The organism is Streptomyces sp. NBC_01471 (assembly GCF_041438865.1).
Lineage (GTDB): Bacteria > Actinomycetota > Actinomycetes > Streptomycetales > Streptomycetaceae > Streptomyces.
Map to the genome: position 1 here is coordinate 158,174 of NZ_CP109451.1, position 24,774 is coordinate 182,947.

Here is a 24,774-nt window from a genome sequence, read left to right on the forward strand (position 1 = left end):
TTCTCGGTGCGGGGGCCGGGCCTCACGGTGGGGCGGCGCCGTCGTGCCGGACGTGGCCGTGGCCGTCCCGGTGACGCCGGGAGCTGTGCTGACGCGACTGGTGACTGTCCGTCAGTTCTGCCACGGCCAGCAGGGCCAGGGCCCGCAGGGTGGCCTCCTGGCCGATCCGTACGTCGAGACGGTTGCAGGCCAGGTGGGTGAGATGACCGGCCAGCAGGGCAGGGACGGCGGCCTGTCGCTGGGCACTGCGGCAGGCCGCGAGCCACCGGCTCACCGGGTCGGCGCCGGCCGGGTCCGCCACGTCCGCCGGTGCCGCCGCGCGGGCCGCGCGGGCCGCGCGGGCCGCGCGGGCGACGGTGAGCAGGGCGGCCCGCCCGTTCCTGTACTGGGCCAGCACCTCCGGCGCCGGCCGCCCCGGCGGGGCGCCCGCGTCCAGGGTGCCGGCCAGCAGGGCGAAACAGTGCGCCGTCCGCTGTGCCGGGCTCCAGCCGGCCAGCACGGCGGTGACGGCCAGCTCGCTGCAGGTGGCGAACGCGTCCTCCGCGGCCCGCAGCGCGGCGCCACGGCCGTACTTGCCGTGCTCCGGCCGGTAGGGGTGGAAGGCGAGACTGTCGTTGGGGGCCAGGGTCCCGGGCTCGCTCTCCGGCTCCAGGGCGGCCAACTGCCCAGCCAGTGACTGGTATTGGTGCGCCGACATGGGCTGAGAGGGCGGCAGCGTACGGAAGAGCTCCATGGCGTGTGCGTCCAGCACGGCGCATACAGCGGGCCCGGCCGCCGGTGCGGTGAGCCGGACCCGCAGACGCAGGTGCGGGCCGCCGTGCCAGTGGCGGAGGAAGAAGAAGCGGTCGGCCAGCCCGCGTTCCCGCAGCTCCGCGACGGCCGCGGGGATCAGCGTGCTCACCACCAGGTCGAGCGGGTGCCCGGTGAACACATGGGCGCTGACCCAGCGGTCCTCCGGCTCCGGGCCCGGCACGCCTGCGGACGCACGGGTCAGCATGACCGCTCCCGCCGGTCCGCCGCCGGGAGCGGGACGGTGGGCAGCTCGATCAGGAACTCGGCCGCGTAGCGGTGGCCGTCCCGGTGGGCCGGTGCGTCGTGGAGGTCGGGCAGGGTCTCCGTGAGCAGCAGCGGCCGGCCGGTGGCCGCCGCCCGCTCGAAGACCCGCAGCAGATGGGCGTGGGCGAAATCGACGTACACCGGCTTGCGGTCCTTGTCGTGCAGCGCGGGGCCGGTGAAGCCGCCGGCGGGGCGCGGGGTGAGGACGCGCAGGAAGCAGCGCTGCGGCAGGCCGAGCGCCGCGCGCCACGTGTGCACGCGGACCAGGTGGGCGGCGTCCGTCTCCCCGGCGGCGCGGGCGGGTGCCCGGCCGGGGTCGATGAACCAGGTCGCACGGCGCAGCACCACGGCCCCGAGGGCGAGACGGGGCATCTTCGTCCAGCCCGCGCCGGACGCCGCCTCCGGGCCACGCAGGTCCGGTCCGGTCCGCCCCGGCGGGAGAAGCCGCCACAGCTGCGGCCAGTCCGACCAGAAGGCGTAGGAGGTCTGGCCGAAGGCCTCCACCAGCAGCCGGGCCGGCAGCGGCAGCAGCGGTGTGGCGAGCAGGCCCAGATGGAGCGGCCGTACGACACGGCCGGTCGTGCGGTGGGCCAGGTGGAGGCGACGGGTGTGCCGGTCGTGCACGACGTCAAGGTCGGCGGGGCGGATCAGCTGCCCGGGCGGCCGGTGCGAGGTGGCGCCGTCCAGGTCGATCGCGTAACGGGTGGCAGGTGCCCGCTGGTTGAGAGCGCTGCTGAAGACGGCGTCGAACTCGGCGTAGAGGGGGGTGTCCGCGGGGCCGTCGCCGGGAGGCTCCTCGTGGGCTTCCCCGGGACGGGCCGGTGCGTCGAGCAGCCGGGCGATCCGGGTCAGACCGGTGCCATGGCCGCAGGTCACCGTGTTGAGTACCAGTCCGAGTCCGGTGGCGGGGCGGGGCAGTGTCTGGACGTAGCAGGCGTGGCGGTCGCCGGAGGTGTCCGGGCCGGGCCAGGTGCCGCAGAGGTCACGGACGGCCTGTGGGCCGAGACGGACGGTGCCGTCGGAGGCGGGCGGAGTGCGGGCGATCAGGCGGCCCAGTTCGTCCTGCCGCCGGGCGTCGCGCTCGGTGGGAGCGTGCGGCGCGGCTGCGGCCCACCAGGCGCCGAAGTCCTGGAGGAAACGGGTGAACGGCTGCCTGAATCCCGGGCCGTAGGCGGCCACTGCGTGCTCCCGCAGTGCCTCGCGCGGCGGTGCGAGGGTGTCGAACGGGGCGAGCAGCGCGGGGACGAGAGCGAGGTCGGCGAGAGCCGGCCGCCAGGCAGCCGGGTCGAGTACGGCGGCCGTGCCGACGGCGACCGTGTGGTGGAAGTACAGCGGGCCGCGGTCCAACTGCTCGCTCCCGCCGAGCAGTCCGAGCCGTCGGGCGGCGGCCGTGGTGTGCTGCCGCAGGGCGGCGGCGATGCCCCGGTGGGAGCCGGGCCCGGCGGTCCTGGCGGCGTCGATCCGGTCGCGGATGGCACGCAGGTCGGCGAGCAGCGGGGTGAGGCGGTCGCCGCCGTGCGGCTCCGGCAGGTGCCGTCCGAGCCAGTCGCAGAGCGTGGCGGCGTCGAGCTCCTGGTCGGGCGGGCCGAGGCGGATCTCCAGCAGGCCGGTCCGGACGAGCCGGGCGACGACGGCGTCCGCGTCGGCGGTGGTGGTGCTCCCCGGTCCGGGCGCGCGGAGCAGGGCACGCAGCCGCTCGGGGCTGCCCGCCTCGTGGACCGCCGCCAGGATCGCGGCCAGCGCCGGGGTCGCGGGCAGGGTACGCACCTCGCCGGACGGCCCCGGCACAGTGAACAGCCACCGCTCTCCCCCGGGCGAAGCCACCGGTGTGGCCGACGGGTTGACGCGCAGCCGGACGGCCCCGTCCAGCTCGGGTACGTGGGCGAGAGCGGCGGCGATACGGGACAGCGGCAGCAGACCTGCCTCTGCCACGGGGGCCCGGACGGAACTCTCCAGCCGTACGCCCGAGCCGGCGTCCGCCGACCACTGGCCGAAGCCGCTGGCGGCGAAGGTGGTCAACGGGCTGGGCTTGGCCATCGCCCGGCCCGCGTATTTGGCGAGCCGGACGGCTGCCCCGTCCAGCGGCCGCCGTCCGGCCGCATCGCGCGCCCCCCGGCGTTGCAGGTCCTCGTACAGATCGGGACTGGCGTAGTCGAGACCGGTGGCGAACGCCGGATCCTGGAAGAGCGTGTCGAGGGCCGCTGCCGCCGTCCGGGTCTCCGCGGGCAGAACGTCGTGCAGTTCCGCGAAGAGTCCGGCCCGGGTACGGCGGAGAGCGGCGTGGTCGTGGAGACGCCCGGTGAGCGCGCCGCCGAGCACCTCCGGCGGGGCCGCCGCGTCCAGCAGGGGGCTGATGCGGGCGCCCTGGTGCACGGCTCGGCGCAGGCCCACCAGCCTGGCCTTGAAGGGGCGTGCGGGTGCTGTGCCGATCAGGGCGTACAGCGTGTCGCAGAGCTGCGCCGCGTCGTCGGCCAGCCGCTGGTCCAAGGACGTGACACGCAGGGCGAGTTCGGTGCTGCGCGGGATGCGGGAGGCGTCGAGTGCGGTGGTGGGCAGCCCGGCGATCCGTACGCCCACGGGGGCGGTGACGGCGGGGGGCGCGGTCGGGGGCGGTGTGTTCCGGCTCATCAGAACACCACCGGGACGCGGAAGGCGGCGCCCGGCCGCGCCGCGCCGATGGCCACCTGGAAGAGCACTGTCTCCTCACCCGGGGCCAGCCCGAGCAGGCGTTCCGCGGCGGCGGCGTCGTAGCCGTTGTGGACCCGCGCGGACAGACCCTGACGGGCCGCGGCCACGCAGAGCAGATGTGCCGCCGCCCCCGCGGTCAGGTGCAGTCTGCGGAAGGCGTCGGCGCCGTAGCGCGCGACGGCGGCGCCGCGCCGGACGGCGATGTAGGCGGTACAGGCGGTCGAGCGGAAGTTCAACGACACCCGGCCCTCCGTCTGTCCGATCTGTTCGAGCGACGCGAGCGGGTCGCCGTCGCCGACCTGCCGCAGGCGGCCGCCGCTGTGGACGTAGTGGCCCGGGGAGAAGCCGGTCACCCGCCGCACCAGCAGGTGGCAGGAGAAGTCGGTGAACGGCGCCGCGGCGAGGGCGGCGCCGAGGTCGGTGAGCAGCGCCTGCGGGGAGAGCACCGGTTCCGGGTCGAACAGCGCGGCGCCGGAGTGGCGGGCACGGAGCACGGAGGCCAGGTCGGGCGGGGGCCAGGACCGGCCGGCCGGATGCTTCACGGGTCGCAGGATCTCCAGATAGCCCATCGGTTGTTCCGTCGCGGCGGGCGGCAGGTTCGCGCAGAGGCCGTGCAGTGTCTCCTGGTCCTGTCCTGGCCGGGTACGCAGTCCGAGTGCGGCGGCGACCAGGTGCACCGCGCCCAGCAGCATTCCTGCCTCCTGGGCGCAGAGCCGCGGAGCGTAGTCGCCGTAGAGCCGCGCGGTCCGGGCGAACCGGCTGGTGATCACGGCGGTCAGGGAGGCCCCGGGATCGGCGGCCTGACGGCTGCTCACTGGTGCGTTCAGCATGATCAGTTGATGGTGGAGAGGGTCGAACCGGAACGCCGCGGTGGGGGAAACCAGGGTGAGTTCGCTCGGGTAGCGGCACCGCGCGGAGGCCACCGCGCGGTGAAGCGGCCAGCCACCCGGGGTCAGGTCGTGCTGGAGCAGGCCGTAGGAGTAGTGCAGCAGCGCGGAGAGGACGGCCGGGTCGGCGAGGGTGGCCGGGGAGCCGGGGGCGGGCGCCAGATGGAGCGGTGGCGGCGCCAGCGGAAGGCGCGGCCCGTGGGGAAGCTGGTCGGGCTCCCCGCTGCCCGTTCCCGGGACAGGGGATCCCGTGGCGAGGGTGGCCGGGATGGCCCTGCGGGAGTAGACCGCCTCCGCCCAGAGCGCCGGGGGGAACGGGTTCTCGCCAGCGGGGCTCCGGGGTATCCCGCCGGTCATCCCGGCTCCGCGCCGAGAAAGCGGCCGGTGGTCAGGTCCAGCACCGCGGCGTCGGTCACCGGTGACGGTTCCGCGCCCCCGCCCGAGTTGTCCAGGCCGGCCGTCCGGCGCAGCAGGTGCAAGCAGAGCTGGTTGGCGGCGATGGCCGCGGCCGGGCCACCGAGGTACGGACTCGGCTCACGCACGCGAGCCGGATCCCCCGCACACGCGGCGCCCACTGCGGGGTGATCGGGCCCACCGCCGGGCGGTACGGAGGGGGCCGGTGGCTCTGGCGCGGCGCCGGGGTCAGCCACTGCGCTGATCACGATGTGTTCGCCCCGTCCCACCGCCTGTCCGTACGGAACCCCGGCACGTATCGCGAGCGCGCGGGCCCGGTCCGCCGGCTCCGTCTCGTACACGTCAGAGCCGAGAAGCACCACGCCGGTGTCCGCGGGCGGGCCGGACAGGGTTCCGCTCAGCTGCTCGTAGCGGAAGCACCCGCCCTCCTGCTGGAGCAACGCGACACATTCGCGCAGCCGTGCCACATCTGTCGGGTCCCCGGAACCCTCCTCCGCCGGGCGGAGCCGGAGGCGTACATGTGCCACACCCGACGCGAGCAGGGCGAGGACCAGCGCGCCTGCCATCCGTCCGGTGCCGACCACCAGGGGAGCGCAATCGCGATACCGCTCGAAGCGGTGCTCGGGCGAGTCCGCGCGCGCCGCGATGAAGTCGATCAGTGCGGCGTGGCGCGCACGGACCTGCGGGCTCAGCCCGTGTGGCAGATCCGCCGCGGCATCGCGTACGAACCCTTCCCGGGCCAGCAGTTCCACCAGTGAGCGGACATGCCGCGCGGCCTGTGGCGGGAGGTCGGCGGTGAGCTGTTCCAGGCTGTTGCGACCGTCCAGGAAAGGCCGCAGCCGCTCCAGCCACGGGTGGATTCCCGGCAGTGCGAAGGTCGCCGTGCGCTGGGGTCCGCTGATCACCACGCCCCGGTCGGAGGGCAGCAGACGGGTGTCGGGAAGCAGTCTCGGCTTCATCGCCACCTCCATCGGGATTCCTCAGCGGGAACGCGGTCCCGCAGGCGTGAACAGGCGTGAACAGGCGTGAGAACGCCGGACGAAGCTGTGCTCGCGGCCTCCGGGCGGCCGACATTAGCCGAGACGAATGGTCTAGTCCATCCCCTTCACAGTTCCCAACTGTCACGCTAGTGTCCGAACTGGGCGCCCAAACATGTCTGTTGATGCTCCATTAGTTCGAAAGGAGGGCTTTGATGAACGAGAACAGCAACGGTTCACCGTCGCTCGCTGCCGCGGTCGCCGACCTCGCACTGGACCTCGACCTGGGCTCGCTGGCCGGGGACGAGCACAGCCAGTCGCTGACGGCGGGTCACGGCATGACGGAAGCGAGTGCGTCCTTCTGCTGCGCTCCGCCGCCGAACTGCTGCAACTGCAGCTGTTCCTGAGTCGGTAGCGCGTGCCGGGCGGGCAGTCGGCCCGGCACGCGCGTCCGCCCCGATGGCCCCCTGATCACCTGCCGCAGCCGCGGCACATCGGCCTTCCCGCCGTTCAACACGGCACCGGGACCCGTCGGCCAGTCACCGGTCACCGCTGACCGTCACGGGAGCGTGCGTGCCACGGTCAGCGGCTCCGGCCTGCCTCACACTCACCCTGGCCATGGGGACGAACGCCTGCGAGCGGGAGTTCCGCTGGATGGGCCGGAGCGCCAAGGTCGAACCAACCGCCCTGCTCGCGAAGCACGTTGGCGACGACTCACTGCCCCCCCTGGAAAAGCACGGGCGGCGCCACAGAACTCATCGCCCGCTCCCCTGTCGGGGGAACACACATTTCTCATTCAGAGGACTCAGCTGTACACGAGAAGGTGGTCACACGTATTCGTCCCGTCGTGGAGCGAAGAGTCACTGTTGAGGACGTAGAAAGCCCCGGCGAATCCCGTAGCCGTCATCTTCGGCACCACGATCAGCGTCTGGTCCGCCATGGTCAGCCCGTTCGGCTTCACCACGTACTGCTGCACCTGCGCGAAGAGATTCATCCCGAGACTGGGCAGCCTGAGGGCTCGGTACGTACGGTCCCCCGTCCCGTCCGAGCCCGTGACCGGTACCCGGTACTGCGCGGCGTCCCAGTGCGCGGGGTTGGTGGCCACGCGTCCCATCATCTCCAGTTCCTGCAACCTCCGTTGCGTGCTCGCCCGGACGCCGGCCATGTGAATGTGCAACTGGTTGAGGAACCGGGCGTTCTGCGAGTTGATCCCCAGACCGATGTTGGGGTACTGCACGGGGACGCTCCCTCCGCTCCGGGCGTTCTCCCATGCGTCGTTCCAGTAATTTGGCGCGCCGGAGGTCTCGATGAACGGGCATTCGATACCGGTGATCCGGCAACTGGGGGTCAGGAGAAAGTTGTGCTGGCTCGACGGCCTGCCGTGCAGTACGACGTAGTCCGAGGTCACCTTCAGGCAGGCGGGAGGGTTCTGCCCGGGGGGCAGTGGTTTCCCGTGCGTGCAGTACTGGACGTCCCGCCACAGCGGATCGTTGTCGGAAGGGCTGCCGCAGAGGGGCTGGAGCTGAGCAGGGGGACAGGTCGGGGTTCCACCAGGAGGCGGAGTGGGGCACGTGCCGGGGGCGGGGTCCGCGTGCGTCGGGGCGGCTGCCGAAGCGGTACGTCCGGCCGCCGCTTCCACTCCGGTCAGGAGCGTCGCCGCACCGATGGCGCCGGAGAACGCCACGAACCGACGCCGAGGCAGCTCGTTCGAAGTCTTGTCCTCATTCATGCGTGCTCTCCGATGGTGATGTCCACTGCATGGACTTCCCGGCCGCGAGTCAGAAAGGTCGGCCCGCCCGATTCTGGCCTCGCCGATTCGCTCACAGGGTAGGGAGCGACGAGCGGGTTGCCTATCGACTGACCCGGTCGGTGTCACGTGTTACGCCATTCAGCGGCCATCCCGTCGAGTCTCCTCCTGCTCGCTGGATTGCCGCAGGTGACATGGTCAAACGGTCGATGCCGGCGGAACGCAAGAAACCTGATCCGCCCCCCACGACGCTCGACTTCTTCCGCGTCAGGTGGGCCGGCTCTCAGCACCCGCCGGGGCCGTCCCGGCGGGTGGGCAGCACCGCGGAGCGTGCCGCTACGCAGCCCACCCGGGCCGCCGACTGTCACGGCGCGTTGATCGGCAGCTTCATGAACGGCCACGGCCCCGATGATCTGCCGACCGAGCAGACGGCACGCCGGTTCATTGTGTCCGCACCGGATCCGGTGCGCGGTGGGCGCGGCGGTAGGCCAGCGGGGACAGGCCGATGTGGATGTGGAAGTGCTTGCGCAGCGCGACCGGGTCTCCGAAGCCGCAGGCGGTGGCGATCCGCGCGACCGTCAGATCGCTGGACTCCAGCAGGTGGCGCGCCTGGGTCAGCCGGCTCTGCACCAGCCACTGGAGGGGGCTCGTGCCCGCCTCCGCGCGGAACCGCCGGGTGAATGTGCGCTCGCTCATATGGGCGTGGCGGGCCATGTCCTGCAGCGTGACCGGTTCGGCCAGCCTGCTCAGCGTCCACTGGCGGGTGGCCGATGTGGAGCGATCGGCGTCCTTCGGCACCGGGTGCTCGATGAACTGCGCCTGACCGCCCTCGCGCCACGGCGCCACCACGCACCGCCGTGCCGCAGAACCAGCCACCGTCGCGCCGTGGTCCCGGCGGACCAGGTGGAGGAACAGGTCGATACCGGCCGCACCGCCGGCAGCGGTCAGGATGCGGCCGTTGTCGACGAACAGCACGTCGGGATCGACCGCGATGTCGGGGAAGAGCCGGGTGAAGCGGTCGCACAGCGCCCAGTGGGTGGTCGCCCGCAGCCCATCCAGCAGGCCCGCCGCCGCGAGGAGGAATGCCGATGTGCACAGGCTGACGATGCGCGCCCCGGGTCCGATCCGGGCGAGCGCCGCAGCCACCGGTGCGGACAACTCACCGGTGGCGAGCAGCTCTTCGCCGGGCTCCTGGGTGGCGATCACGACGGTGTCCGCGCTCTCCAGGAGGGACTCGTCGTCGTCGACGACGATCCGGAAGCCCTCGTTCGTACGGACGGGCCGGCCGCCGATCGAGCAGGTCGTCACGGAGTAGAGCCGCGCTCCGGCCGGGTCGAGGGCCTCGTTGAACACCCGGGATGCGATGCCGAGGTCCATCGGCACGACCCCGTCCAGGGCAAGAACAGCAACACGGTGTGGCATGGCTGGAATGGTACGACAGGTGGCTGCCCAGCCACTCACGGCATTTCCGGGGCAACGGCGAGGCTGAGACCTGCGGGCGCCAAGGGGCTCCGGCATCGAAGAACAACATGCCAACCGGACAGGAGCGGGAAGAACATGAGCGAGCAGACGATGCGCGCCGTCACCATCGAGGAGTTCGGCGGCCCTGACGTGTTGAGCGTCGGCCGGGTGGCGCGCCCCGGGCCGCTGCCGACCGAGGTGCTGGTGCGTGTGCACGCTGCCGGGATCAACCCGGTGGACTGGAAGACCCGCGCAGGCCACGGTATGGCAGGGCTGCAGACATTGCCGCTGATCCTCGGCTGGGACGTCTCCGGCGTGGTCGAGGAGGTCGGCTTCGGCGTCACGACGCTCGTACCCGGCGACGAGGTGTACGCCATGCCGTGGTTCCCGCGCCCGGCCGGCGGGTACGCCGAGTTCGTCACGGCGCCGTCGCGCCAGTTCGCCCGCAAGCCGGCCTCACTCTCGCACGTCGAGGCCGCGGCTCTGCCGCTCGCGGCGCTCACGGCCTGGCAGGCCCTGGTCGACACGGCGCGCGTCACCGCCGGGCAGCGGGTGCTGGTACACGCCGCGGCCGGTGGCGTGGGGCACTTGGCGGTGCAGTTCGCCAAGCACCTCGGCGCCGAGGTCATCGCGACCGCCCGCGAACCCCGGCACGCCTGGCTCGGGGAACTGGGCGCTGACGAGACGGTCGACTACACCCGGCAGCGGTTCGAGGAAGCCATCGGCGGGGTCGATGTCGTCATCGATCTCGTCGGCGCCGTGGACGACACCGACGTGCGGTCCGTCTCGGTGACCCGGCCCGGCGGCCTGGTCATCTCCGTCCCGGGGGGTGTCTCCGACGCTCTGGCCGTCGCGGCCCAGCAGGCAGGTGTTCGCACCAGTCCACTTCTGGTCGAACCCGATGCCACCGCACTGACGGCCATCGCCGGCCTGGTCGAATCCGGCGTGGTCCGGGCCGAGGTCGAGCGCACCTTCGCTCTGGAACAGGCCGCCGAGGCACACCGGCTGGGCGAGACCAACCGTACCCGCGGGAAGCTCGTACTGGAGGCGACGCAGTGACACCAACGACCACGCTCGTGGTGGGAGGCACGGGGACCATGGGCACCCGCGTGGTGCGCGCCCTTGCCGCACGGACCGACACCGTCGTGCGGGTGCCGGCACGGGACCCTTCCTCGAAGCGGGCCCGTGCCCTGGTCGAGAACACCCCAGGTGACGTGCGGACCGTCCGCGGTGATCTGGACGACGAGCAGTCCCTGGAGTCGCCCTTCTGACCGTAGTCGTCCCGGCGGAAGCCGGAGCGACGGCCCCCGCCCGGTTGTCCCAGCTGCTACGGGATGCCGACGCGTTACGTGAGGACGGAGTCACTGGCGTATCGGTCGGGCTGGAGACACCCCGAGGAGTGCGGACCCGCCCGCAGTGGGGTCGGGAATCCCAGCACCACGCAGCCGGTGCCCCTGAATGGTTACGTCAGGATCGGCAGTACCACGAAGCGGACTGCCCGACTACATCGGTGACGTCGCCCCAGATCTCAGCGCTGACGGCTGTCGCGGGAATCGCTGGACCACCTACACCTCCGAGCAGCGGGTTGCTGCCGGGCCTCCATGCCCACAATTACCAGCAGTTCGAGCCGGGCGGCGCCATGACCGATACCACGGTCGCATATCTGCCCTTCGGGCACGCGCGACGGGCTCGGACTGGACTGGACACCATTGTCCTGTGGCGGCGGGTACTGGAGCCACAGTGGCGATGGATTCGGCTACTTGATATCGCCTGCCACGACTTCGGACGGGCGGAGCGCCATCACTGTCTCCTTGCACAGCCGGCCTGGTGATGAGAGAACCGCTGTGCGGCAGATCCAGAAAGTCACAGCTCTGGTGGCCGGTACGAGACCGGCCACGGCTCTGGACGGCGGCCGGAGGAGCAAGCGGCATCGCGTACCTCGACGCAAGGACAACGCAAGGTCAACGCGCTTACTGCCCGCTCCTCCCGACACCGTCACCAGCAGCCCGGAGATGGCCGTCGCGGCGAGGTGTGTTCGCCCAGCCTCTCCCTAGACCGCGATTGCCGTGCCGCCGTCCGCAGTCTCAGCACCGGCCGGTTTGGCCTGGTAGTAGACAGAGCGGCCCTGCTTGGAGCGCTCGATGAGACTGCGCGCAACGCCCTGCTCCAGAGCATTACGCACGACGACCACCTGCACACCGCGCTGCGGGTATGCCTCGGCTACTCCAGCGGCGACTTCGGTGGACGACTTCGGCTCACTCTGGTCGGCGAGGTAGGAGCTGACCAGCTCGATCCACGTCGGCCCGCTCACGCCCTGTGCAGGAGCGGCCTTCTTTGCGGGGGCCTTCCCGCGGCGCGCGGGCTCCGCCTCGGTCTTCGAGGAACGCCCTGTCTTCGGAGTCTTCGCGGCTGCGGTTTTGCTCTTTGGCCTGCGTGCCGCGGGCACCTTGGCCGGCTTCTTCCCAGGCTTGGCTGACGGCACGGAGAAGGCGCCGAGGATGTCCTGCATCTTCGCGAGGACCTGTCCGCTCTCCTCAAGCTGGACCAATTCCTCCTGCAGACGGGCCAGTTCGGCACGGACTCGGTCTTGTTCACTCTGATTGGCTACGAGGTCGTCCTGGACCTTCTGTGCGTACTCGGCTTTCACACCGGATGCGGCGTTGGCTGTGGACATGAGACCCTCATCTTTCGCTGTGCTGGACAGGTGTGTTCCGGATGCTACTCACTCCGTCGGAGGAGAACCCTCAGTCGGGTAGCCGGGTCACGTTGTCGTGACCCGGCCCCCTCAGAACCGGACGTGCCAGTCATCCCGGCATCCGGTTCAAGCAAGCCCCGTGGGCTTCGCAGGTCAGCAGGGTTATGTGGTCCGTTCGCCGTCGCCCGCGTGGTGTTGGCGGTGGCATTCGGAGTGCACGAGACGAAGATTGTTCCGTTCGTCCCCGCCGCCGTTTCGCCTGTAGGTGAAGTGATGCTTATGGAGCATCCTCTTCGAGGCCGCGAACCAGTTGATCCACTCCCGTGGGCTGTCCGGTTCATATTCGGCCCCGGCGATCAGCGCCTGTTTGCAGAGGGGGCAGAGCCCCTGCTGCCGGACCGCTAGGAGAAGACTGGTCTTGTCCATAGGCGGCGGCGCTTTCCTGCGGCGACGGTTACTCCAGTACTCGGTCAGGGTGGGGTCGTCCGGGGACGCTCCGCCCTTGACGAGTCGGTGACGGACGATTCCGGTCCAGGCGAACTTGAGCAGGAAGGCACCGTTGCTGCGGTTGCCGAATACCCACCGGCCTCGTCTGGATGGATGGAACCTGCCGAAGTACCGGTCTGCGACCCAGTATCTTGACTTCTTGGGATGGCTCCGCCTGGCCCAGTTCCAGGTCAAGCGCCACATGTAGCGGTCCAGCGACGCAAATGTCGTCGTAGAGGCCACCCCCGGTAGTAGGCGGCCCAACCGCGAACGATCGGGATAAGCCTGCGCAGGACAGCTTCGGCATTGGCCCCGTTCAGGGCCTTCACCTCGGTCCGTAACCGCGCCCGGAGCCTCTTGCATGCCTCAGCACTGGGCCTAATGATCATTTTTCCGCCCGTCCGGCGGACGGTGAATCCGAGGAAGTCGAACCCCTCTTCGAGGTGGACGACCTTGGTCTTCTCTTCGTTGAAGCGAAGCCCTCTCGGCTCCAGCCAGTCCTCCAACCGGGCCCTGACCTCATGCACTTGGACTTCGTCGTGACAGAGCACGACGAAGTCGTCGGCATATCTCACCAGTACTGGAGTGCCCGGGGTCGCGCCGGGCTCGCGCCCGGCCTGAGCGACCCTGTAATGGCACCCTGCGGCTTGTTCCAGTCCGTGCAGAGCCACGTTCATCAGCAGTGGGCTGATCACTCCTCCTTGAGGGGTTCCCTCTTCAGTGGGTGCGAACCGACCACGTTCAATCACGCCCGCCTTCAACCACCCTCGAATCAGGCCCCTGGCGGGGAACTGTCCGATGGCGGATATCAGATGGACGTGGTCGATGCGGTCGAATGCCGCTGACAGATCCGCATCCAGCACCCAATGACGTTTCGAGGACTTGCCCTTCGCCGTCGAAAAGATTGCCATGATCGCGTCCTGACAGCGGGCACGGCCGTCCTTGGTGATCACTGAGCGTAGAAGCTCCATCAGCACGCAGCACCGTCCCGTAGGCACACCCGACGTGACTGACACCGTGAGCCGGACGCCTGGATCGCAGCCCACCTCACCATCCACCAGAGCGTCGAGCCCACCACCCTGGCGGCCGAGATGACCATCCGCGGCGAGGGCGGACCCGCGCGCCCCACCATCGCTGTCGTCAGCCGCACACAACGGCACGAGGGCCAGGCACACCGCGAGACTGCAAGGTCGCGCCTCGTGCCTGGCCTCTGCGGACCTCTCTCGGCAGCCCAATCGTGCCGTGTGGGACAACAACCTACGCATGCACCTGGTCGCGCCACTGAAGGAGTTTGTCGAGGCCAACGCCTCATGGCCCATCGTGTTCCAGCTGCCGGCACACACCCCGGACCTCAACGCGCAGGAGGGTATCTGGGCCCTGGTCAATCACGACATCGGCAACCTGGCCGCCGCCGAACTCGGCCAGGTCACCCGCGCTGTGAAGCACAAGCTCAAACTGCTGCAATACAGAGCGGAGGTGATCGACAGATGCGTGGCCGACACCGGCTTGAGCCTGTCGGCGTGATCGTCAGAAGATGCCGAAGAAGCGATCCGACCAGCTGGGCCGCTGAACGTGCCAGGGCAGTTGGCTCGGCCCGTCGTAGTCGCTCTCCAGCAGTTCCTCGGCAATCACGACATAGCCGAGCTCGACCAGCGCCCGGTTGACTTTGGCAAGGTCCGTGTCGCCCAGCTCACCTTCGGCCTGGGCGTCATCCGTTCCGAGGAAGGCGCCCGGGTTGTCGGCGCAGACCAGAGCCAGCGAGCCGAACTTGCTCACGCAGACGACGATCCGGGTTCCGCATATGGTTGCGTCGCCAGGCACGACGACGCGTCCGTACTCGCTGGAGTCCTGGGTGTCCTGCTCAACAACCGTGCAGTGAGCTGCGAAGTCACCTTCGAGCCGGGCCACCAGCCCACCGAAGAGGACGGCGGTCTCGCCACGGTCGTAGTGCTGCGGCCACTCCAGCCACTCCGGATCATCGAGCTCGCGCAGCAACACCAGCAGATCCGCTTCGCTCTCGGTCATGGCTCATCTTGACGCAACAGCCATCCGCGCAGCAGGCCGGGCACCAGCGCGCCCGCCGTTCCCCCGACATCACGCATTCAAGTTCAGTGCTTCCGGTCAATGGCGGCGGGATGAGAATGGTGCAGCGGCTACTGAGGACCTGTGTGCTATGAACGGGCATGGCATTGAAGATCGAGCGAACTGACGCGCATACGTGGCCGGATGAGCAGCTGAAGGAGCTTTTCAGTGACGGCTTTCCGGAGTTCATCACCGCTGACAGGCTGGTGAAGGATTACACAGGCAGGGTCGGTGAGTGGTTCGCAATTCCAGACCTCACGCTGGTGGATGAGCACGAGGTGCCGGTCGCATAGGGCTGGGGTGTACCAATCCACTGGGACGGCCTGAAGGAGACGCTCGCCACCGGGTATACCCAGGCCCTTGTCCGTGCGGTCGAAGGTCGTGAGCAGGGGACCGAAACCAATACCCTCGTCATCTGCGGAGCTGTCGTCACCTCGTCGCTCAAGGGGCGCGGGCTTGCGGGAGAGACCCTCAAAGCCTTGCGTCAGACAGTCGGGGAAGCCGGCTTGGTCCAGGTCATCACGCCGGTCCGCCCGAGGATGAAGGCCCAGTATCCGTTGACACCCATCGAGTCCCTCATCAGGTGAGTCGTGAGGATGGGATGGTTTTTGACCCGTGGATTCGGACCCATCAGCGTATCAGTGCCGAGATCCTTTCGGCGGCTCCCGCTTCGCAGACGATGACCGGCACCGTTGCTGAGTGGGAACAGTGGACGGGAATGACCTTTCCCGAGTCGGGCGGCTACGTGATTCCAGGAGGATTGAGCCTGCTTCGGGTCGATCGCTCCGCCGATCATGGCGTGTATCGCGAGCCCAACATCTGGATGCGGCACAGCTGAACAAGGGCAGCCCGTGCGCCGGGGCGGGATATCTGTTTGGTGGCCCGGCGCTGTCGGTGGGGCGTCGGGCCGTTGCGACGGACCGACCGGGCCGCGGGGCAGCTTCTTCCTCGGCTCCGGCCAGACGGAGTCCGCATGGCGCCGCTGCCCACCCCCGGGCTGGGCGAACACCCCGGGGGCGTACGCCGCGTGCCGAGTCCGAGACCTCGCGCCGCCTTCACTCGTTGGAGGCATAGCTTCGGCCAGCGGGGACGACCAGCATGAAGAAGAGAGCGAGGGCTGGCTCCGCGGGCCGTGCGGGCCCGGCCAGGCCTCCGTCAGTCCCGAAGAAAGGACTTCCATGCGGTCAGGACGCTCCCCCATTGGCCGAGTTCAGACGAAAAGCCGGTTGGGTCTCGCCGCACTGACGATCGTGGGCGTAATGGCACTCTCCCCGGCAGCACCGGCGGATGCCATGTCGCAAGCGCCGCAGCGACTTGCGGCCTGTGGCTGGAACAACCCAGGCACAGAACACCCGTTCTACGAGCACTGTGACTCCAGGACGAACGTCTGGATCCAGGTCACACGGACGTTCATCTCGGGCGACTACCACCGCTGTGTGGGGCCCGGCAAGACAGTCCTGGACTCGAATGCGACGGGGGCCTGGTACGACAGTGGCTACCGGGGCGGTCTCTGCTCACACCCGGGTGACACTGGGCCCTGATCGTCAACCGATGTCTGACGGCGGCGCCTTGCACCTGAAGAACACCTTCGGTGCAAGGCGCCGCCGTTCGCCCGTACTGATCAAGCATGGGACCGAACAGGGTCGTCATACCGATCGCGAAAAGCGGAACGATCCATGCGAGTGCAATGATGCCGAGCTGACGGCCTCCGAAAGCGCTCGCGAAGGTCAGCTGCATCTGAAGAACGTCCGGGCCAACTGCCCCGGGATCGAGGTCCTGGCCAGACACGCCCGGACCTTTGCAACCATGATCACCGAGTGCCAGGGCGAGCGGGTGCGGTCGATGGGCACGTCAACCCGGATCAAGAGGCTCAAGCGGCAGATGTTCGGCCGAGCCGGCTTCGCTCTCCTTCACAAGAGGGTTCCGCTTGCCTGACCCTGCCCTCCGACACAGGGTCCGCGAGATCCTCAACCGGTCGAAAGATCGGCCGCCTGCCCGCGGCTTCGCGGCCAAGGGTGTTGAGCAACTCATGCATCACCTGGACGTCAAGCCCGAACATGGCCGGCTCGGGCGCATGGTGCACGGGATGCGGGCCGGGGCGGCGGTCCCGGCGGACGAGGCACGACCGCTTCCGGTGATCGATGCGAAGGGTCCCACCCGGTGACCGGTGGATGCGGCGGCGCAGCCCCGGGCGGGCGGGTGCCGACTGAGCGGGTGGAGCCGATCAGGACCACGTCCGTTACATGACGCCCAGTTGGGACAGCAGCACCGTCGCGGCGGTGTAGCAGTGGAACGACTTGATCTTGCCGTTCTCCAGCCGGAAGACGTCGCAGCAGGGCGTCTTCATGACCTTCCCTGTGGGAGGGATGGTCGCCGAGGGGAGTTCCAGCGGCCCCTCGTGCGTCCCGTTCAGGGACAGCTCAACGACGACGACATCACCACTCACGTAGATGTCGTAGAGCTCACGGTGCATGTCCGGGAAAGCCTTGGCGTAGATCTCGACAACGGTTCCCAGCTCGGTGGAGCCGGAATAGGTGCGCCCCGCCGAGACATCGGTGAACGTTCCGTCCTCCGTGAAGAGCGAGACCCACTTCCTGATGTCCTGCTCCTCCGCGATCTGGTAGGCATCGCGTATCGCTTGCTCATTGCTCTTGGTCATCGAATCCTCTCTCCGTCCGCTTGCCGTGTCCGGCGAGGCGGTGAACGAGTCTGTTTCTCGGAGGCCCCTGATAGGGGTCCGGGCCCGGCGAGTTCGCTGTCCTGGTGGGCGCCCGCCTCCACGAGGCGTCACCAGGGCGATGCGGTGAACGCTGTGGCCGCGCCGTCCCGCGAGCCTCGATCGAGAGCGTGCCATCCGCGCCGCGCTGACAGGAGCTTTCAGCGCCGACCCCGCCCGAAGGGGCAGGGACTGCGAACGACCGGGCGACCGGGCGACCGCACATCAGCTCACTCGCACCTTCAGCGAGCCCAGCCCGCGCAGGGTGTTGTTGAGCGCGAGTTCGGACTCCAGCAGCTCGAAGCGCCCGACTCGCGGCAGCAGGGCCTCGAAGAGCGCGCGCATCTCGATCCGGGCCAGGTTCATGCCGATGCACACATGCTCCCCGCGTCCGAAGGCGAGGTGGTCCGATGGCTTGCGGCGCACGTCGAACCGGTCCGGGTCAGGGTACTTTCGCTCGTCGCGGTTGGCCGCTCCGTACAGCAGGACGACGCGGGAGCCGGCAGGCAGTGTGTACCCCTCGACGTCGTAGTCCTCGGTGAGCACGCGGGTGAAGCGCTGCACCGGGGATTCCAGGCGCAGTGCTTCGTTGATGGCATGCGGGATGAGGGAGTGATCCTCGCGCAGAACATTCCACTGCTCCGGATGCCGGGCGAACAGGTGGATGGCGCTCGAAATCGCGTAGATCGTCGTGTCCAGGCTGGGCGCGATGTAATCGATCATCATGAACGGGCACTTCTCCACGGGCAGGTCGCCCTGCTCGGCCGCCGTGTACAGCTGGGCAGCCCAACCGTCCGCCCTGAGTGTGTCCCGCGTCGCGTCGCTCAGGGCGAAGGCGACCATCTCGTCGAGTTGGGGGAAGGAGTCGCGGGTCCGCTGGTTCATCGGCCCCTGGGCGTCGAAGGTGGCGGCAGCCCACTCAAGCATGCGCGCCCGGCCGGCGTCGCCGAGGCCGACCTGCTCGGAGACGATGGTGAGCGGCAGGTGCTCGGCAAGCTCCGTCGCGGCGTCGAACGACCCCTGCCTCACCAGGCGTTCGACCACTCGCTCGGCCTCCTCCTCGATCCGCGGGGTCAGCTCCCGCAGCCTCTCCGGACGCAGGGGCCGCCCCAGCACGCTGCGCATCTGCGTGTGCTCGGGTGGATCGCTGCACAAAGTGACGCCTTCCAGAGCCGAGTTGATCTGATCGTTCATCATCACGCCCTTGGCGGACGAGAACACCTCCCAGTTGCCTGAGGCCTCGCGTACCTGACGGTAGCGGGGGAAGGCGTACATGCCGTTCTGCGTGAGTTCGACCACGGGGCCCAGGTCACGCAGCTCCCGGTAGAGCGGGTAGGGGTCCGCCAAGGCCTCGTCGGTGAACAGGTCGACATCGCTTGCGGGAATCTCTTTCAAGATCAGCTCCAATTCCCCAGCTGTCCGGGGGGGGGACGTGTTCTGGATGTTCTGGATTCGGGACGGTGCGCCGTGGCCGGGGGCGGCTTGGTGGACCGGACAGCGCGACGAGTTGCCAGTGACACTGCGGTCACAGCGGCCTCGGTTCAGACGAGTTCGCCGAGGGTGCCCGCCAACTCATGCCCGCAGAAGTGAAAAGCAGTTCCGTGGCCCGAGCCCGGGACGAGCGTCGAGGTCTCGGTGCCGGCTCGGCCACTGACTGGCCGATGGCACGGAGGTGAATGGTCGGTTCGGATGCGACCGCTCACGAAGTTAATAGCATTCACCACGTGAACGGAGCCGACTCTACTGACGTCGACCCCCTTGTCAAGCGGCACCCCGGCGGTACCACCGCGGCGATGCCCGTCAGGCCCTGGAAGAAGCGGGCGAACGGTCTCCGGGCCCGGTCCGCGGGCTTCGTCCTGCTGCGTGGGCCACCCGGAGCCATGAACAGAAGGCCGATCGAGACCGGCCCGACGGTGGCGAACCCGGGACGTTCGGGATGTGAATCGGCAGCGGGTCTGCACGAAAGTGCAGACCCGCGCTACCGCGTCCATCGAGCGCCCCGACCGCTGACGTGGTCTTTTGCCACTTCGTATCGGATGTTGAGACGGAAGTCCAACGGCTCGCGGCCATAGTCTTCCGCAGGGCTGCGGTCGTCCCGCCGATTCAGGCCGTGCGAGGACCCGCAAGCGGAACTGAGATCTACAGGCATCAGTGCGAGGAGAGGTGAGCTCCGGTGAAGGGTGTCGCTTTCAGCCGTCGAGGAGAACCGGCCGAGGTCGCGCGAGTGCGCGAATTGCCCCCGGCTCCCGGGCCAGGGGCTGCTGAGGTCCGGGTGAGCGTCGCCCTCGCCCCGGTACACCGAGGCGACCTGGTGGGTGTCGAAACGGCCCCCGACGGTACGTTCGCTCCCCGGCCGCTCGGCAGTGAGGGGGCGGGAACGGTCACCGCGGTGGGTGAATCCGTTCGCGGCCTGAGCGTCGGTGACCGGGTGGCCGTCTTCCCCGCTCAAGGTGCGTGGTCGCAGCAGGTCACGGTCCCGGCGGAGGCCGCAGTGGCGGTATCCGCCTCGACCAGCGACGAGGTCGCGGCGGTGACACTCGTCAACGGGATCACATCGCGTCAGGTGTTGCGCGTCGTCGACGAGGTGCGTACGGAGGCGGGCGCCACCGCTGACACCCCGCTGATCGTGTCCGCCCCCGCCTCGGCGGTCGGCAAGCTCATCGTGAGGCAGGCCCTCGACGGGGGAGTTCCGGTCATCGCCGTGGGCCGCAGCGAACGATCGGCCGCGACGGTCAGGAGCCTCTTCCCCGGGTGCCGGTTGTCGTCACCGGACACGAGGGGTGGCAGGACAGCCTGCGTGAGCTCACCCGGGGACGCGGAGTGCCGGCGATCACCGACGCGCACGGCGGTGAGTTCGTCAGCGAGATCCTGCCGTTCCTGGCCGATGCGGACACCCTTGTCGTCTGGGGGGGGACCTGACGTCACACCCGTGGCCCCTGATGACGCCCGACCTGCTGATGCGTGAACTGCGGGTGCGAGCCGTCAGCATTTCACGCTGGATGACGCGCCCCGACGAAACCAGGGCCGCGGACCGGCAGGCCGCCGTCCGACTGGCCGCGCAGTGACCCGAACTGTTCGCGGTGTACGGCGAGTGTCCCCTCGACCGACTGCGAGCCGCTGTCGGGGCGGTACGGGCCAATGGCAGCGGAACCGTCCTGCTTCGGCTCAACTGAGAGGATTCCCATGCTGTTTCAGACGATCGGCACCATCGGGGCGGGCCCCGTCGCCCGCGCGGTGGCCAGGCACGCGGCGGAAGCCGGCCACCCCGTGCGGGTGAGTAACAACCACGGCCCCGACACCCTCGACGACGTCATCAGAACGATCGGGCCAGGCGCTTCGGCCGTCTCTTTCGACGACGCGGTGGCCACCGACATCGTGCTGCTCGCCGCCCCCTTCGTCGCGGTTCCCGCGATCGGGCGGCGGTTGGACGACTGGACCGGCCGAGTGGTGGTGGACATGACCAACCAGTTCGCCGAGATGAACCCTTACCGCGGGTTCGCGGCCGTGTCGCCCCTCACCGGCAGTGAATGGGTGGCACAACACCTGCCGGGTGCCACCGTCATCAAAGCGTTCAACGCCATGTTCGCCGACCGTACCGCAGCCGAACCGCGGCACGAGGAGGGCGCCCAGGTCGTCTTCTTCGCCGGCGACGACGCGCCGGCGAAGGCGGACTTCGCCGAATTGGTGGCCGGATTCGGTTTCGCACCGATTGACCTGGGCGGCCTGCGCGAGGGCGGCGGTCTCATGCAACTCGGCGGCGCGCTGAACGGCAAGCACTTCCTCCTCCAGAAATGAGGCCGCCGTCGCCGATCACCGCACTCCACCGCGATGACCACACCGCTGAGCTTGATCACCCCTGATGGGACTGTGAGCGTGACCTCGAAGAGCGACACCACACGAGCCCTGGCCGAGAAGCTCCTGGACCGCCTCGGCGCCCAGGACCAGGACGGCATCCAGGAGCTTTTCGCCCCTGCCATCGACTGGCACGTCCCCGGTGCCGGGACGCTGCCCTGGACCGGGCGCCGATCGCGGCGCGAGGAGGTCGCACCATACTTCACCACGATGTGGGCGGCGTACGTCCACAGGAAGAGCGAGGTGGTGACGGAGCGCCTGATCGTCGAGGACGAGCATGTGGTGATCCTCGGAACCTTCTCTCATCTTGTCTTTTAACTCCTTGCCATGCTTCGGCGGTCGCCCGCCCTGGGGATAGGACAGGGCGTACTCCTTGGGCGAGGGCGTCGGCCGTCGCATGACGCGGTCGGAGCGCATCCGTCCCAGGACCTCGACCGGGAGGCCGTCGAGGAGGTGGGCCATGCGCGGGGCGTCGTAGCCGGCACCGAAGACGATCAGGATGTCGCCGTCACCCGCGTGCCAGCGGCCCATCTCGATCAGATCCACGACCACCCGGCGGACCTGGGCGGCGGTGGCCTCGGCGACGTCGTCGTCTGGCCCGAGACGCACGGCGTCCAGGAGCTGGCACCACGACGTCCGGCCGGATTCCAGGGCCGCGTCGGCGAGGTCGAACAGTTCGTCCCCGCGCGCGGTCAGGCAGTCGAATAAGTCCTCCCGGAAGCGTGAGGCTTTCGCGAACGCCTCCCCCGGAACATGATCAGGCAGCAAACTCACCTTCAACGGCCTTCGTCGTGGTCATGTGTGTCCTTGGTCGGAGCACATGATCAGACGAAGGCCGCCTCAGCGTCCGGCGAACACCCAGGTGAGCGGCCTAGTTCGAGGACCATTTCGACACCGGCCCTGCCGCGGTGCCGACAGCCGGGGATGAGGCCGGCCGGCAATTCGGTCGAAGCCCTATGAGCCCACCGCGCCTTGCACGAAGCGCCGAAGGTGCGCACGCACGGTGTTGGGCTGCTCCAGCCAGGGCTCATGCCCAGCGTCTTCGACCCGGGTCAGCGGAAGATCGAGCCTGAGCGCGAGTGATTCAAGAGCCGACACAGGACGGGGATCGTCGGCCCCACCGAGAAGCTCCGCCCGCGCGGGCAGGCATGCGCGCAGCTCGGCAAGATGCTCATCGAGCGGGTCCGCGCGCCCTGCCTTGCCAAGCTCGCTGTTCATAGCCCAGTTGACGGGGCGACGCCGCCGGGCACCCTGCGCGGCCCAGTGCCACCCCCGTTCGGGATCGGCGTGGTCGGTGAACCAGGCCAGTGTGAGCAGCTCGATTTCCTGCTCCTCCGTGCGGTGCGGCAACTCCTCCAATGCGTGGAGCCGCTCCAGCTGCGCTGCGGACATACGGCGGCCTCGCTCCGCTCGGTCCCCGGTACGCCAATCACCGACGAACGGCCCGCACATCAGAAGCATCGCGGCAACGCGGTCAGGATGCGTCAGGCAGAACCGGCTCGCCAGGTCAGTACCGTAGGAGTGCCCGATCAGCACAGCTCTGGGCACGTCCCATGCGTCGAGCAACTCGACGAGATCGTCGACATGCCGGGCGAAGGAATGGCGCCCCCGCCACGGGGATTGACCCGTGCCCCGCTGGTCGTACCGGTACACAGGCGCGAGGTCCGCGACCATGGGGGCGACATCGCCCAGATAATCCGGCAGACCCGGACCGCCATGGAGCATGACCACGGCCGGCCGCCGAGTCGAGTCCCCCAGCGCCATCCAACGTAACTGCGCCTCGTCGGTCATCGACGTCAGGCCCTGCGTCTCCATCAAGGTCACCGCGGAGAACCTACCGGTGTCACTGAGACTCCGCCAAAGGTTAAAGAGCAAGCTCATACGGTGGCCGAGAACGGCCGGCGATTCACCACCCCCTCCGTGCTGCACCTGGTGGTGGAGGACGGGGAGATCACCCGTCTCCACCTCTATGAGGACACACTCGCCGTGGACAAGGCCTTCGCACCCTGAACCGCTGACCCGCCGGACCAGCCGCCTGCCCGTCCCGCACCCGGCGCGGGAGGCAGGCGGGCTCAGCGGGTTCACGTTCACGCGTCGCGTGTCCGGCGCGGCTCACTCAGCCGTGTCGGGCGGAAAGGCGGCGGGATAGGGCTCGGCGAAGTCCGCGGAGCGGCTGACTCCGCGCCACTTCAGGTCGTCCTCCAGGAGCCGCCGGTCGGACTGGATGGAGCCCTCTGCCGCGGTCACCCCGAGCGGCAGGTGGTCCGGGATGTCGTGGCGTTTCGCGACCGCGACCAGGATCTCGGCGGCCCGGACGGGGTCGCCCGCCGGGCCCTCGGTGTTCTGGCGGACGCGCGTGTTCATGACGCCGACCGTCGGGGCGTACGCCTCCGGGATGTCATGGACGAGCATCGAGGGCCCCGCCCAGTCGGTCCGGAATCCACTCGGCTCGACGACCAGCACCTTCACCCCGAACGGGGCGGTCTCGGCGCGCAGCACCCGGCTGAAGCCGTCGATCGCGAACTTGGCGGCCTGGTACGAGGCGATGCCGGGAGAGCCTCCCACCCGTCCGCCCATGGAGGAGAACTGGATCACCAGCCCTCCCTTCTGCTCGCGCAGGATCGGCACGGCCGCCTTGGTTACGTTGTACACGCCCCAGAAGTTCGTCTCGAACTGCGCACGGAAGTCCTCGTCCTCCGCCGTCTCGATGGGCGAGACGTTGGCGTAACCGGCGTTGTTGACCAGCACGTCGATACGGCCGAAGCGCTGCCTGGCCTCGGCGAGCGCCGAGCGCGCGGCCTCGGGATCGGTCACGTCGAGCCGCAGCGGCTGGATCCGCTCGCCGAACTCCGCCTCCAGGTCGGCGAGTTGCTCGGGGCGGCGGGCTGTCGCGGCGACCATGTCGCCGCTTTCCAGCGCCGCGCGGACGAGAGCGCGACCGAAGCCGCGCGAGGAACCTGTGATGAACCACGTCTGTTGCATGCATTTAGCAAAACACCGTTTCGCTAATAACGCAACTGCGTTGCGCTAGTATCGAGGTGTGAACCAGCCGGAATTCCAACGCGCCCGCTCCCCCGAAGCCAAGCGGCTGCGCGAGGACGCCATCCTTGAAGCGGCCCGGGCCCTCGGAGTGGAGCGCAGCATCAGGGACGTCACGTTGACGGACATCGCCGCCAGGGCCGGGATGCACAAGTCGGCGCTGCTCCGCTACTTCGAGACACGCGAGGAGATATTCCTGCGGCTGACCGCGGCAGGCTGGCAGGAGTGGTCCCTCGCACTGGCCGCGCGGATCCGCGCGATCGCGGAACCCGGTCCCGCGCCGGTGGCGGAGGCCTTCGCGGCGACGCTCGCGCGGCGCGGGATGTTCTGCGACCTCCTCGCCCAGGCACCGCTCAACCTTGAGCGCAACGTCTCGGTCGGCGTGGTGCGCGACTTCAAACTGGCCTCACTCGCCGCGAGGCAGGACATCTTCGCGGCGCTCGACGAGAAACTGCCCTCCCTCGACCGCGACGACGGCCTGGACCTGATCGCCACCGCGGTCGCGGTCGCCGGCGCGTTCTGGCAGATCGCCACACCGGGCCCGGAGATCGCCGCGCTCTACCGGAGCGACCCCCGCCTCGCACACGCCGTCATCGACGTCGAGCCCCGCCTCGCCCGCATTCTCACCGCAACGATCAAGGGGATGACGCCCTGACCGGCGCGACCCGCCACTG

At 69.3% G+C, this 24,774-nt stretch carries 28 protein-coding genes and 3 pseudogenes; 16 read left to right on the forward strand and 15 right to left on the reverse strand.

The window, feature by feature from the left end; genetic code table 11:
- Nucleotides 1-22: 22 nt before the first annotated feature.
- From OG285_RS36575 to OG285_RS36590, 4 genes are read right to left on the reverse strand one after another with little or no spacing between them, the layout of a single operon-like run.
- Complete coding sequence (locus OG285_RS36575) at nucleotides 23-997, reverse strand: lantibiotic dehydratase C-terminal domain-containing protein (protein ID WP_331760170.1); 975 nt, start codon at nucleotides 995-997, stop codon at nucleotides 23-25.
- Nucleotides 991-3,684 (reverse strand): lantibiotic dehydratase, encoded by a 2,694-nt coding sequence (locus OG285_RS36580; RefSeq protein ID WP_331760171.1) that lies wholly within the window; start codon nucleotides 3,682-3,684, stop codon nucleotides 991-993. Before OG285_RS36580 ends, OG285_RS36575 begins: the two co-directional genes overlap by 7 nt.
- Nucleotides 3,684-4,988 (reverse strand): nitroreductase family protein, encoded by a 1,305-nt coding sequence (locus tag OG285_RS36585; RefSeq protein WP_331760172.1) that lies wholly within the window; start codon nucleotides 4,986-4,988, stop codon nucleotides 3,684-3,686. The genes OG285_RS36580 and OG285_RS36585 overlap by 1 nt, the downstream gene beginning before the upstream one ends.
- Nucleotides 4,985-6,004 carry a hypothetical protein gene (locus tag OG285_RS36590; RefSeq protein WP_331760174.1) on the reverse strand — a complete coding sequence of 340 codons (1,020 nt, stop codon included), beginning with the start codon at nucleotides 6,002-6,004 and terminating at the stop codon, nucleotides 4,985-4,987. The genes OG285_RS36585 and OG285_RS36590 overlap by 4 nt, the downstream gene beginning before the upstream one ends.
- Before the next feature lie 233 nt (nucleotides 6,005-6,237).
- Here OG285_RS36590 and OG285_RS36595 point away from each other — a divergent pair, with 233 nt between their 5' ends.
- Nucleotides 6,238-6,429 (forward strand): thiomuracin/GE37468 family thiazolyl RiPP peptide, encoded by a 192-nt coding sequence (locus OG285_RS36595; RefSeq protein ID WP_266862289.1) that lies wholly within the window; start codon nucleotides 6,238-6,240, stop codon nucleotides 6,427-6,429.
- Nucleotides 6,430-6,827: 398 nt separating this feature from the next.
- On the opposite strand, the gene OG285_RS36600 is transcribed toward OG285_RS36595, so the two are convergent.
- The gene (locus tag OG285_RS36600) at nucleotides 6,828-7,751 is read right to left on the reverse strand and encodes a CDP-diacylglycerol diphosphatase (protein WP_331760175.1); all 924 of its coding nucleotides are present in this window, start codon (nucleotides 7,749-7,751) and stop codon (nucleotides 6,828-6,830) included.
- Nucleotides 7,752-8,210: 459 nt separating this feature from the next.
- Entirely contained in the window at nucleotides 8,211-9,191 is a 981-nt protein-coding gene (locus OG285_RS36605) for a helix-turn-helix domain-containing protein (protein ID WP_331760176.1), read from the reverse strand.
- Nucleotides 9,192-9,326: 135 nt separating this feature from the next.
- Here OG285_RS36605 and OG285_RS36610 point away from each other — a divergent pair, with 135 nt between their 5' ends.
- On the forward strand, nucleotides 9,327-10,289 hold the full coding sequence (locus OG285_RS36610; RefSeq protein WP_331760177.1) for an NADP-dependent oxidoreductase: 963 nt from the start codon (nucleotides 9,327-9,329) through the stop codon (nucleotides 10,287-10,289).
- The gene (locus tag OG285_RS36615; protein ID WP_371793711.1) at nucleotides 10,286-10,501 is read left to right on the forward strand and encodes an NmrA family NAD(P)-binding protein; all 216 of its coding nucleotides are present in this window, start codon (nucleotides 10,286-10,288) and stop codon (nucleotides 10,499-10,501) included. Before OG285_RS36610 ends, OG285_RS36615 begins: the two co-directional genes overlap by 4 nt.
- 779 nt (nucleotides 10,502-11,280) lie before the next feature.
- Here OG285_RS36615 and OG285_RS36620 read toward each other — a convergent pair.
- From OG285_RS36620 to OG285_RS36630, 3 genes and pseudogenes are all read right to left on the reverse strand, one after another.
- Nucleotides 11,281-11,904, reverse strand: a complete 624-nt coding sequence (locus tag OG285_RS36620; RefSeq protein ID WP_331760179.1) for a hypothetical protein — start codon at nucleotides 11,902-11,904, stop codon at nucleotides 11,281-11,283.
- Nucleotides 11,905-12,087: 183 nt separating this feature from the next.
- Nucleotides 12,088-12,615: an HNH endonuclease gene (locus tag OG285_RS36625; protein ID WP_331760180.1), complete on the reverse strand. Its 528-nt coding sequence runs from the start codon at nucleotides 12,613-12,615 to the stop codon at nucleotides 12,088-12,090.
- Nucleotides 12,598-13,730, reverse strand: a pseudogene (locus OG285_RS36630) (reverse transcriptase domain-containing protein); the annotation flags it as partial. The gene OG285_RS36625 and the pseudogene OG285_RS36630, both read right to left, overlap by 18 nt.
- Here OG285_RS36630 and OG285_RS36635 point away from each other — a divergent pair.
- Nucleotides 13,675-13,935 carry a hypothetical protein gene (locus OG285_RS36635; protein WP_331760182.1) on the forward strand — a complete coding sequence of 87 codons (261 nt, stop codon included), beginning with the start codon at nucleotides 13,675-13,677 and terminating at the stop codon, nucleotides 13,933-13,935. The pseudogene OG285_RS36630 and the gene OG285_RS36635 sit on opposite strands and share 56 nt — an antisense overlap.
- 3 nt (nucleotides 13,936-13,938) lie before the next feature.
- Here OG285_RS36635 and OG285_RS36640 read toward each other — a convergent pair whose 3' ends face one another.
- The gene (locus OG285_RS36640; protein WP_331760183.1) at nucleotides 13,939-14,436 is read right to left on the reverse strand and encodes a hypothetical protein; all 498 of its coding nucleotides are present in this window, start codon (nucleotides 14,434-14,436) and stop codon (nucleotides 13,939-13,941) included.
- Nucleotides 14,437-14,594: 158 nt separating this feature from the next.
- Here OG285_RS36640 and OG285_RS36645 point away from each other — a divergent pair, with 158 nt between their 5' ends.
- From OG285_RS36645 to OG285_RS36665, 5 genes are all read left to right on the forward strand, one after another.
- On the forward strand, nucleotides 14,595-14,786 hold the full coding sequence (locus OG285_RS36645) for a hypothetical protein (RefSeq protein WP_331760184.1): 192 nt from the start codon (nucleotides 14,595-14,597) through the stop codon (nucleotides 14,784-14,786).
- Between the two features lie 308 nt (nucleotides 14,787-15,094).
- A complete protein-coding gene (locus OG285_RS36650) occupies nucleotides 15,095-15,331 on the forward strand; it encodes a hypothetical protein (RefSeq protein WP_331760186.1) in 237 nt (78 codons plus the stop codon).
- A gap of 454 nt (nucleotides 15,332-15,785) precedes the next feature.
- Nucleotides 15,786-16,034: a DUF6355 family natural product biosynthesis protein gene (locus OG285_RS36655; protein WP_331760187.1), complete on the forward strand. Its 249-nt coding sequence runs from the start codon at nucleotides 15,786-15,788 to the stop codon at nucleotides 16,032-16,034.
- A gap of 10 nt (nucleotides 16,035-16,044) precedes the next feature.
- Nucleotides 16,045-16,428 (forward strand): hypothetical protein, encoded by a 384-nt coding sequence (locus OG285_RS36660; RefSeq protein ID WP_331760189.1) that lies wholly within the window; start codon nucleotides 16,045-16,047, stop codon nucleotides 16,426-16,428.
- A gap of 94 nt (nucleotides 16,429-16,522) precedes the next feature.
- The gene (locus OG285_RS36665) at nucleotides 16,523-16,657 is read left to right on the forward strand and encodes a hypothetical protein (RefSeq protein WP_371793712.1); all 135 of its coding nucleotides are present in this window, start codon (nucleotides 16,523-16,525) and stop codon (nucleotides 16,655-16,657) included.
- A 75-nt stretch (nucleotides 16,658-16,732) separates the two neighbouring features.
- Here OG285_RS36665 and OG285_RS36670 read toward each other — a convergent pair whose 3' ends face one another.
- Nucleotides 16,733-17,152: a nuclear transport factor 2 family protein gene (locus OG285_RS36670; protein ID WP_331760191.1), complete on the reverse strand. Its 420-nt coding sequence runs from the start codon at nucleotides 17,150-17,152 to the stop codon at nucleotides 16,733-16,735.
- Between the two features lie 282 nt (nucleotides 17,153-17,434).
- On the reverse strand, nucleotides 17,435-18,604 hold the full coding sequence (locus OG285_RS36675) for a cytochrome P450 (protein WP_371793713.1): 1,170 nt from the start codon (nucleotides 18,602-18,604) through the stop codon (nucleotides 17,435-17,437).
- 829 nt (nucleotides 18,605-19,433) lie between these two features.
- On the opposite strand from OG285_RS36675, the pseudogene OG285_RS36680 reads away from it, so the two are divergent.
- The 5 genes and pseudogenes from OG285_RS36680 to OG285_RS36700 form a co-directional block, all read left to right on the forward strand.
- Nucleotides 19,434-19,694: pseudogene (locus OG285_RS36680) on the forward strand (alcohol dehydrogenase catalytic domain-containing protein); the annotation flags it as partial.
- 266 nt (nucleotides 19,695-19,960) lie between these two features.
- Nucleotides 19,961-20,128, forward strand: coding sequence for a hypothetical protein (locus tag OG285_RS36685; RefSeq protein ID WP_331760194.1), 168 nt, complete (start codon nucleotides 19,961-19,963; stop codon nucleotides 20,126-20,128).
- A gap of 20 nt (nucleotides 20,129-20,148) precedes the next feature.
- Nucleotides 20,149-20,274 (forward strand): hypothetical protein, encoded by a 126-nt coding sequence (locus OG285_RS36690; protein WP_371793756.1) that lies wholly within the window; start codon nucleotides 20,149-20,151, stop codon nucleotides 20,272-20,274.
- A gap of 118 nt (nucleotides 20,275-20,392) precedes the next feature.
- Nucleotides 20,393-21,004 (forward strand): NAD(P)-binding domain-containing protein, encoded by a 612-nt coding sequence (locus tag OG285_RS36695; RefSeq protein ID WP_331760195.1) that lies wholly within the window; start codon nucleotides 20,393-20,395, stop codon nucleotides 21,002-21,004.
- A gap of 33 nt (nucleotides 21,005-21,037) precedes the next feature.
- Entirely contained in the window at nucleotides 21,038-21,379 is a 342-nt protein-coding gene (locus tag OG285_RS36700; protein WP_331760196.1) for a nuclear transport factor 2 family protein, read from the forward strand.
- On the opposite strand, the pseudogene OG285_RS36705 reads toward OG285_RS36700, so the two are convergent.
- Nucleotides 21,374-21,835: pseudogene (locus tag OG285_RS36705) on the reverse strand (transposase); the annotation flags it as partial. The gene OG285_RS36700 and the pseudogene OG285_RS36705 overlap by 6 nt on opposite strands.
- 180 nt (nucleotides 21,836-22,015) lie before the next feature.
- Entirely contained in the window at nucleotides 22,016-22,876 is an 861-nt protein-coding gene (locus tag OG285_RS36710; RefSeq protein WP_331760197.1) for an alpha/beta hydrolase, read from the reverse strand.
- Nucleotides 22,877-22,945: 69 nt separating this feature from the next.
- On the opposite strand from OG285_RS36710, the gene OG285_RS36715 reads away from it, so the two are divergent.
- The gene (locus OG285_RS36715; protein ID WP_371793714.1) at nucleotides 22,946-23,071 is read left to right on the forward strand and encodes a hypothetical protein; all 126 of its coding nucleotides are present in this window, start codon (nucleotides 22,946-22,948) and stop codon (nucleotides 23,069-23,071) included.
- A 102-nt stretch (nucleotides 23,072-23,173) separates the two neighbouring features.
- Here the strand turns inward: OG285_RS36715 and OG285_RS36720 are convergent, their stop codons facing one another.
- Entirely contained in the window at nucleotides 23,174-24,043 is an 870-nt protein-coding gene (locus OG285_RS36720; protein WP_331760198.1) for an SDR family NAD(P)-dependent oxidoreductase, read from the reverse strand.
- 58 nt (nucleotides 24,044-24,101) lie between these two features.
- Here OG285_RS36720 and OG285_RS36725 point away from each other — a divergent pair, with 58 nt between their 5' ends.
- Nucleotides 24,102-24,755: a TetR family transcriptional regulator gene (locus OG285_RS36725; protein ID WP_331760200.1), complete on the forward strand. Its 654-nt coding sequence runs from the start codon at nucleotides 24,102-24,104 to the stop codon at nucleotides 24,753-24,755.
- Nucleotides 24,756-24,774 lie beyond the last annotated feature (19 nt).

Bases quoted from the DNA above. Each gene is read 5' to 3' on its own strand.
- OG285_RS36575 (WP_331760170.1), bottom strand. From the start codon at position 997: ATGCTGACCCGTGCGTCCGCAGGCGTGCCGGGCCCGGAGCCGGAGGAC.
- OG285_RS36580 (WP_331760171.1), bottom strand. From the start codon at position 3,684: ATGAGCCGGAACACACCGCCCCCGACCGCGCCCCCCGCCGTCACCGCC.
- OG285_RS36585 (WP_331760172.1), bottom strand. From the start codon at position 4,988: ATGACCGGCGGGATACCCCGGAGCCCCGCTGGCGAGAACCCGTTCCCC.
- OG285_RS36590 (WP_331760174.1), bottom strand. From the start codon at position 6,004: ATGAAGCCGAGACTGCTTCCCGACACCCGTCTGCTGCCCTCCGACCGG.
- OG285_RS36595 (WP_266862289.1), top strand. From the start codon at position 6,238: ATGAACGAGAACAGCAACGGTTCACCGTCGCTCGCTGCCGCGGTCGCC.
- OG285_RS36600 (WP_331760175.1), bottom strand. From the start codon at position 7,751: ATGAATGAGGACAAGACTTCGAACGAGCTGCCTCGGCGTCGGTTCGTG.
- OG285_RS36605 (WP_331760176.1), bottom strand. From the start codon at position 9,191: ATGCCACACCGTGTTGCTGTTCTTGCCCTGGACGGGGTCGTGCCGATG.
- OG285_RS36610 (WP_331760177.1), top strand. From the start codon at position 9,327: ATGAGCGAGCAGACGATGCGCGCCGTCACCATCGAGGAGTTCGGCGGC.
- OG285_RS36620 (WP_331760179.1), bottom strand. From the start codon at position 11,904: ATGTCCACAGCCAACGCCGCATCCGGTGTGAAAGCCGAGTACGCACAG.
- OG285_RS36625 (WP_331760180.1), bottom strand. From the start codon at position 12,615: ATGTGGCGCTTGACCTGGAACTGGGCCAGGCGGAGCCATCCCAAGAAG.
- OG285_RS36635 (WP_331760182.1), top strand. From the start codon at position 13,675: ATGCACCTGGTCGCGCCACTGAAGGAGTTTGTCGAGGCCAACGCCTCA.
- OG285_RS36640 (WP_331760183.1), bottom strand. From the start codon at position 14,436: ATGACCGAGAGCGAAGCGGATCTGCTGGTGTTGCTGCGCGAGCTCGAT.
- OG285_RS36645 (WP_331760184.1), top strand. From the start codon at position 14,595: ATGGCATTGAAGATCGAGCGAACTGACGCGCATACGTGGCCGGATGAG.
- OG285_RS36650 (WP_331760186.1), top strand. From the start codon at position 15,095: ATGGTTTTTGACCCGTGGATTCGGACCCATCAGCGTATCAGTGCCGAG.
- OG285_RS36655 (WP_331760187.1), top strand. From the start codon at position 15,786: ATGTCGCAAGCGCCGCAGCGACTTGCGGCCTGTGGCTGGAACAACCCA.
- OG285_RS36660 (WP_331760189.1), top strand. From the start codon at position 16,045: ATGTCTGACGGCGGCGCCTTGCACCTGAAGAACACCTTCGGTGCAAGG.
- OG285_RS36665 (WP_371793712.1), top strand. From the start codon at position 16,523: ATGCATCACCTGGACGTCAAGCCCGAACATGGCCGGCTCGGGCGCATG.
- OG285_RS36670 (WP_331760191.1), bottom strand. From the start codon at position 17,152: ATGACCAAGAGCAATGAGCAAGCGATACGCGATGCCTACCAGATCGCG.
- OG285_RS36690 (WP_371793756.1), top strand. From the start codon at position 20,149: ATGACGCCCGACCTGCTGATGCGTGAACTGCGGGTGCGAGCCGTCAGC.
- OG285_RS36695 (WP_331760195.1), top strand. From the start codon at position 20,393: ATGCTGTTTCAGACGATCGGCACCATCGGGGCGGGCCCCGTCGCCCGC.
- OG285_RS36700 (WP_331760196.1), top strand. From the start codon at position 21,038: ATGACCACACCGCTGAGCTTGATCACCCCTGATGGGACTGTGAGCGTG.
- OG285_RS36710 (WP_331760197.1), bottom strand. From the start codon at position 22,876: ATGGAGACGCAGGGCCTGACGTCGATGACCGACGAGGCGCAGTTACGT.
- OG285_RS36720 (WP_331760198.1), bottom strand. From the start codon at position 24,043: ATGCAACAGACGTGGTTCATCACAGGTTCCTCGCGCGGCTTCGGTCGC.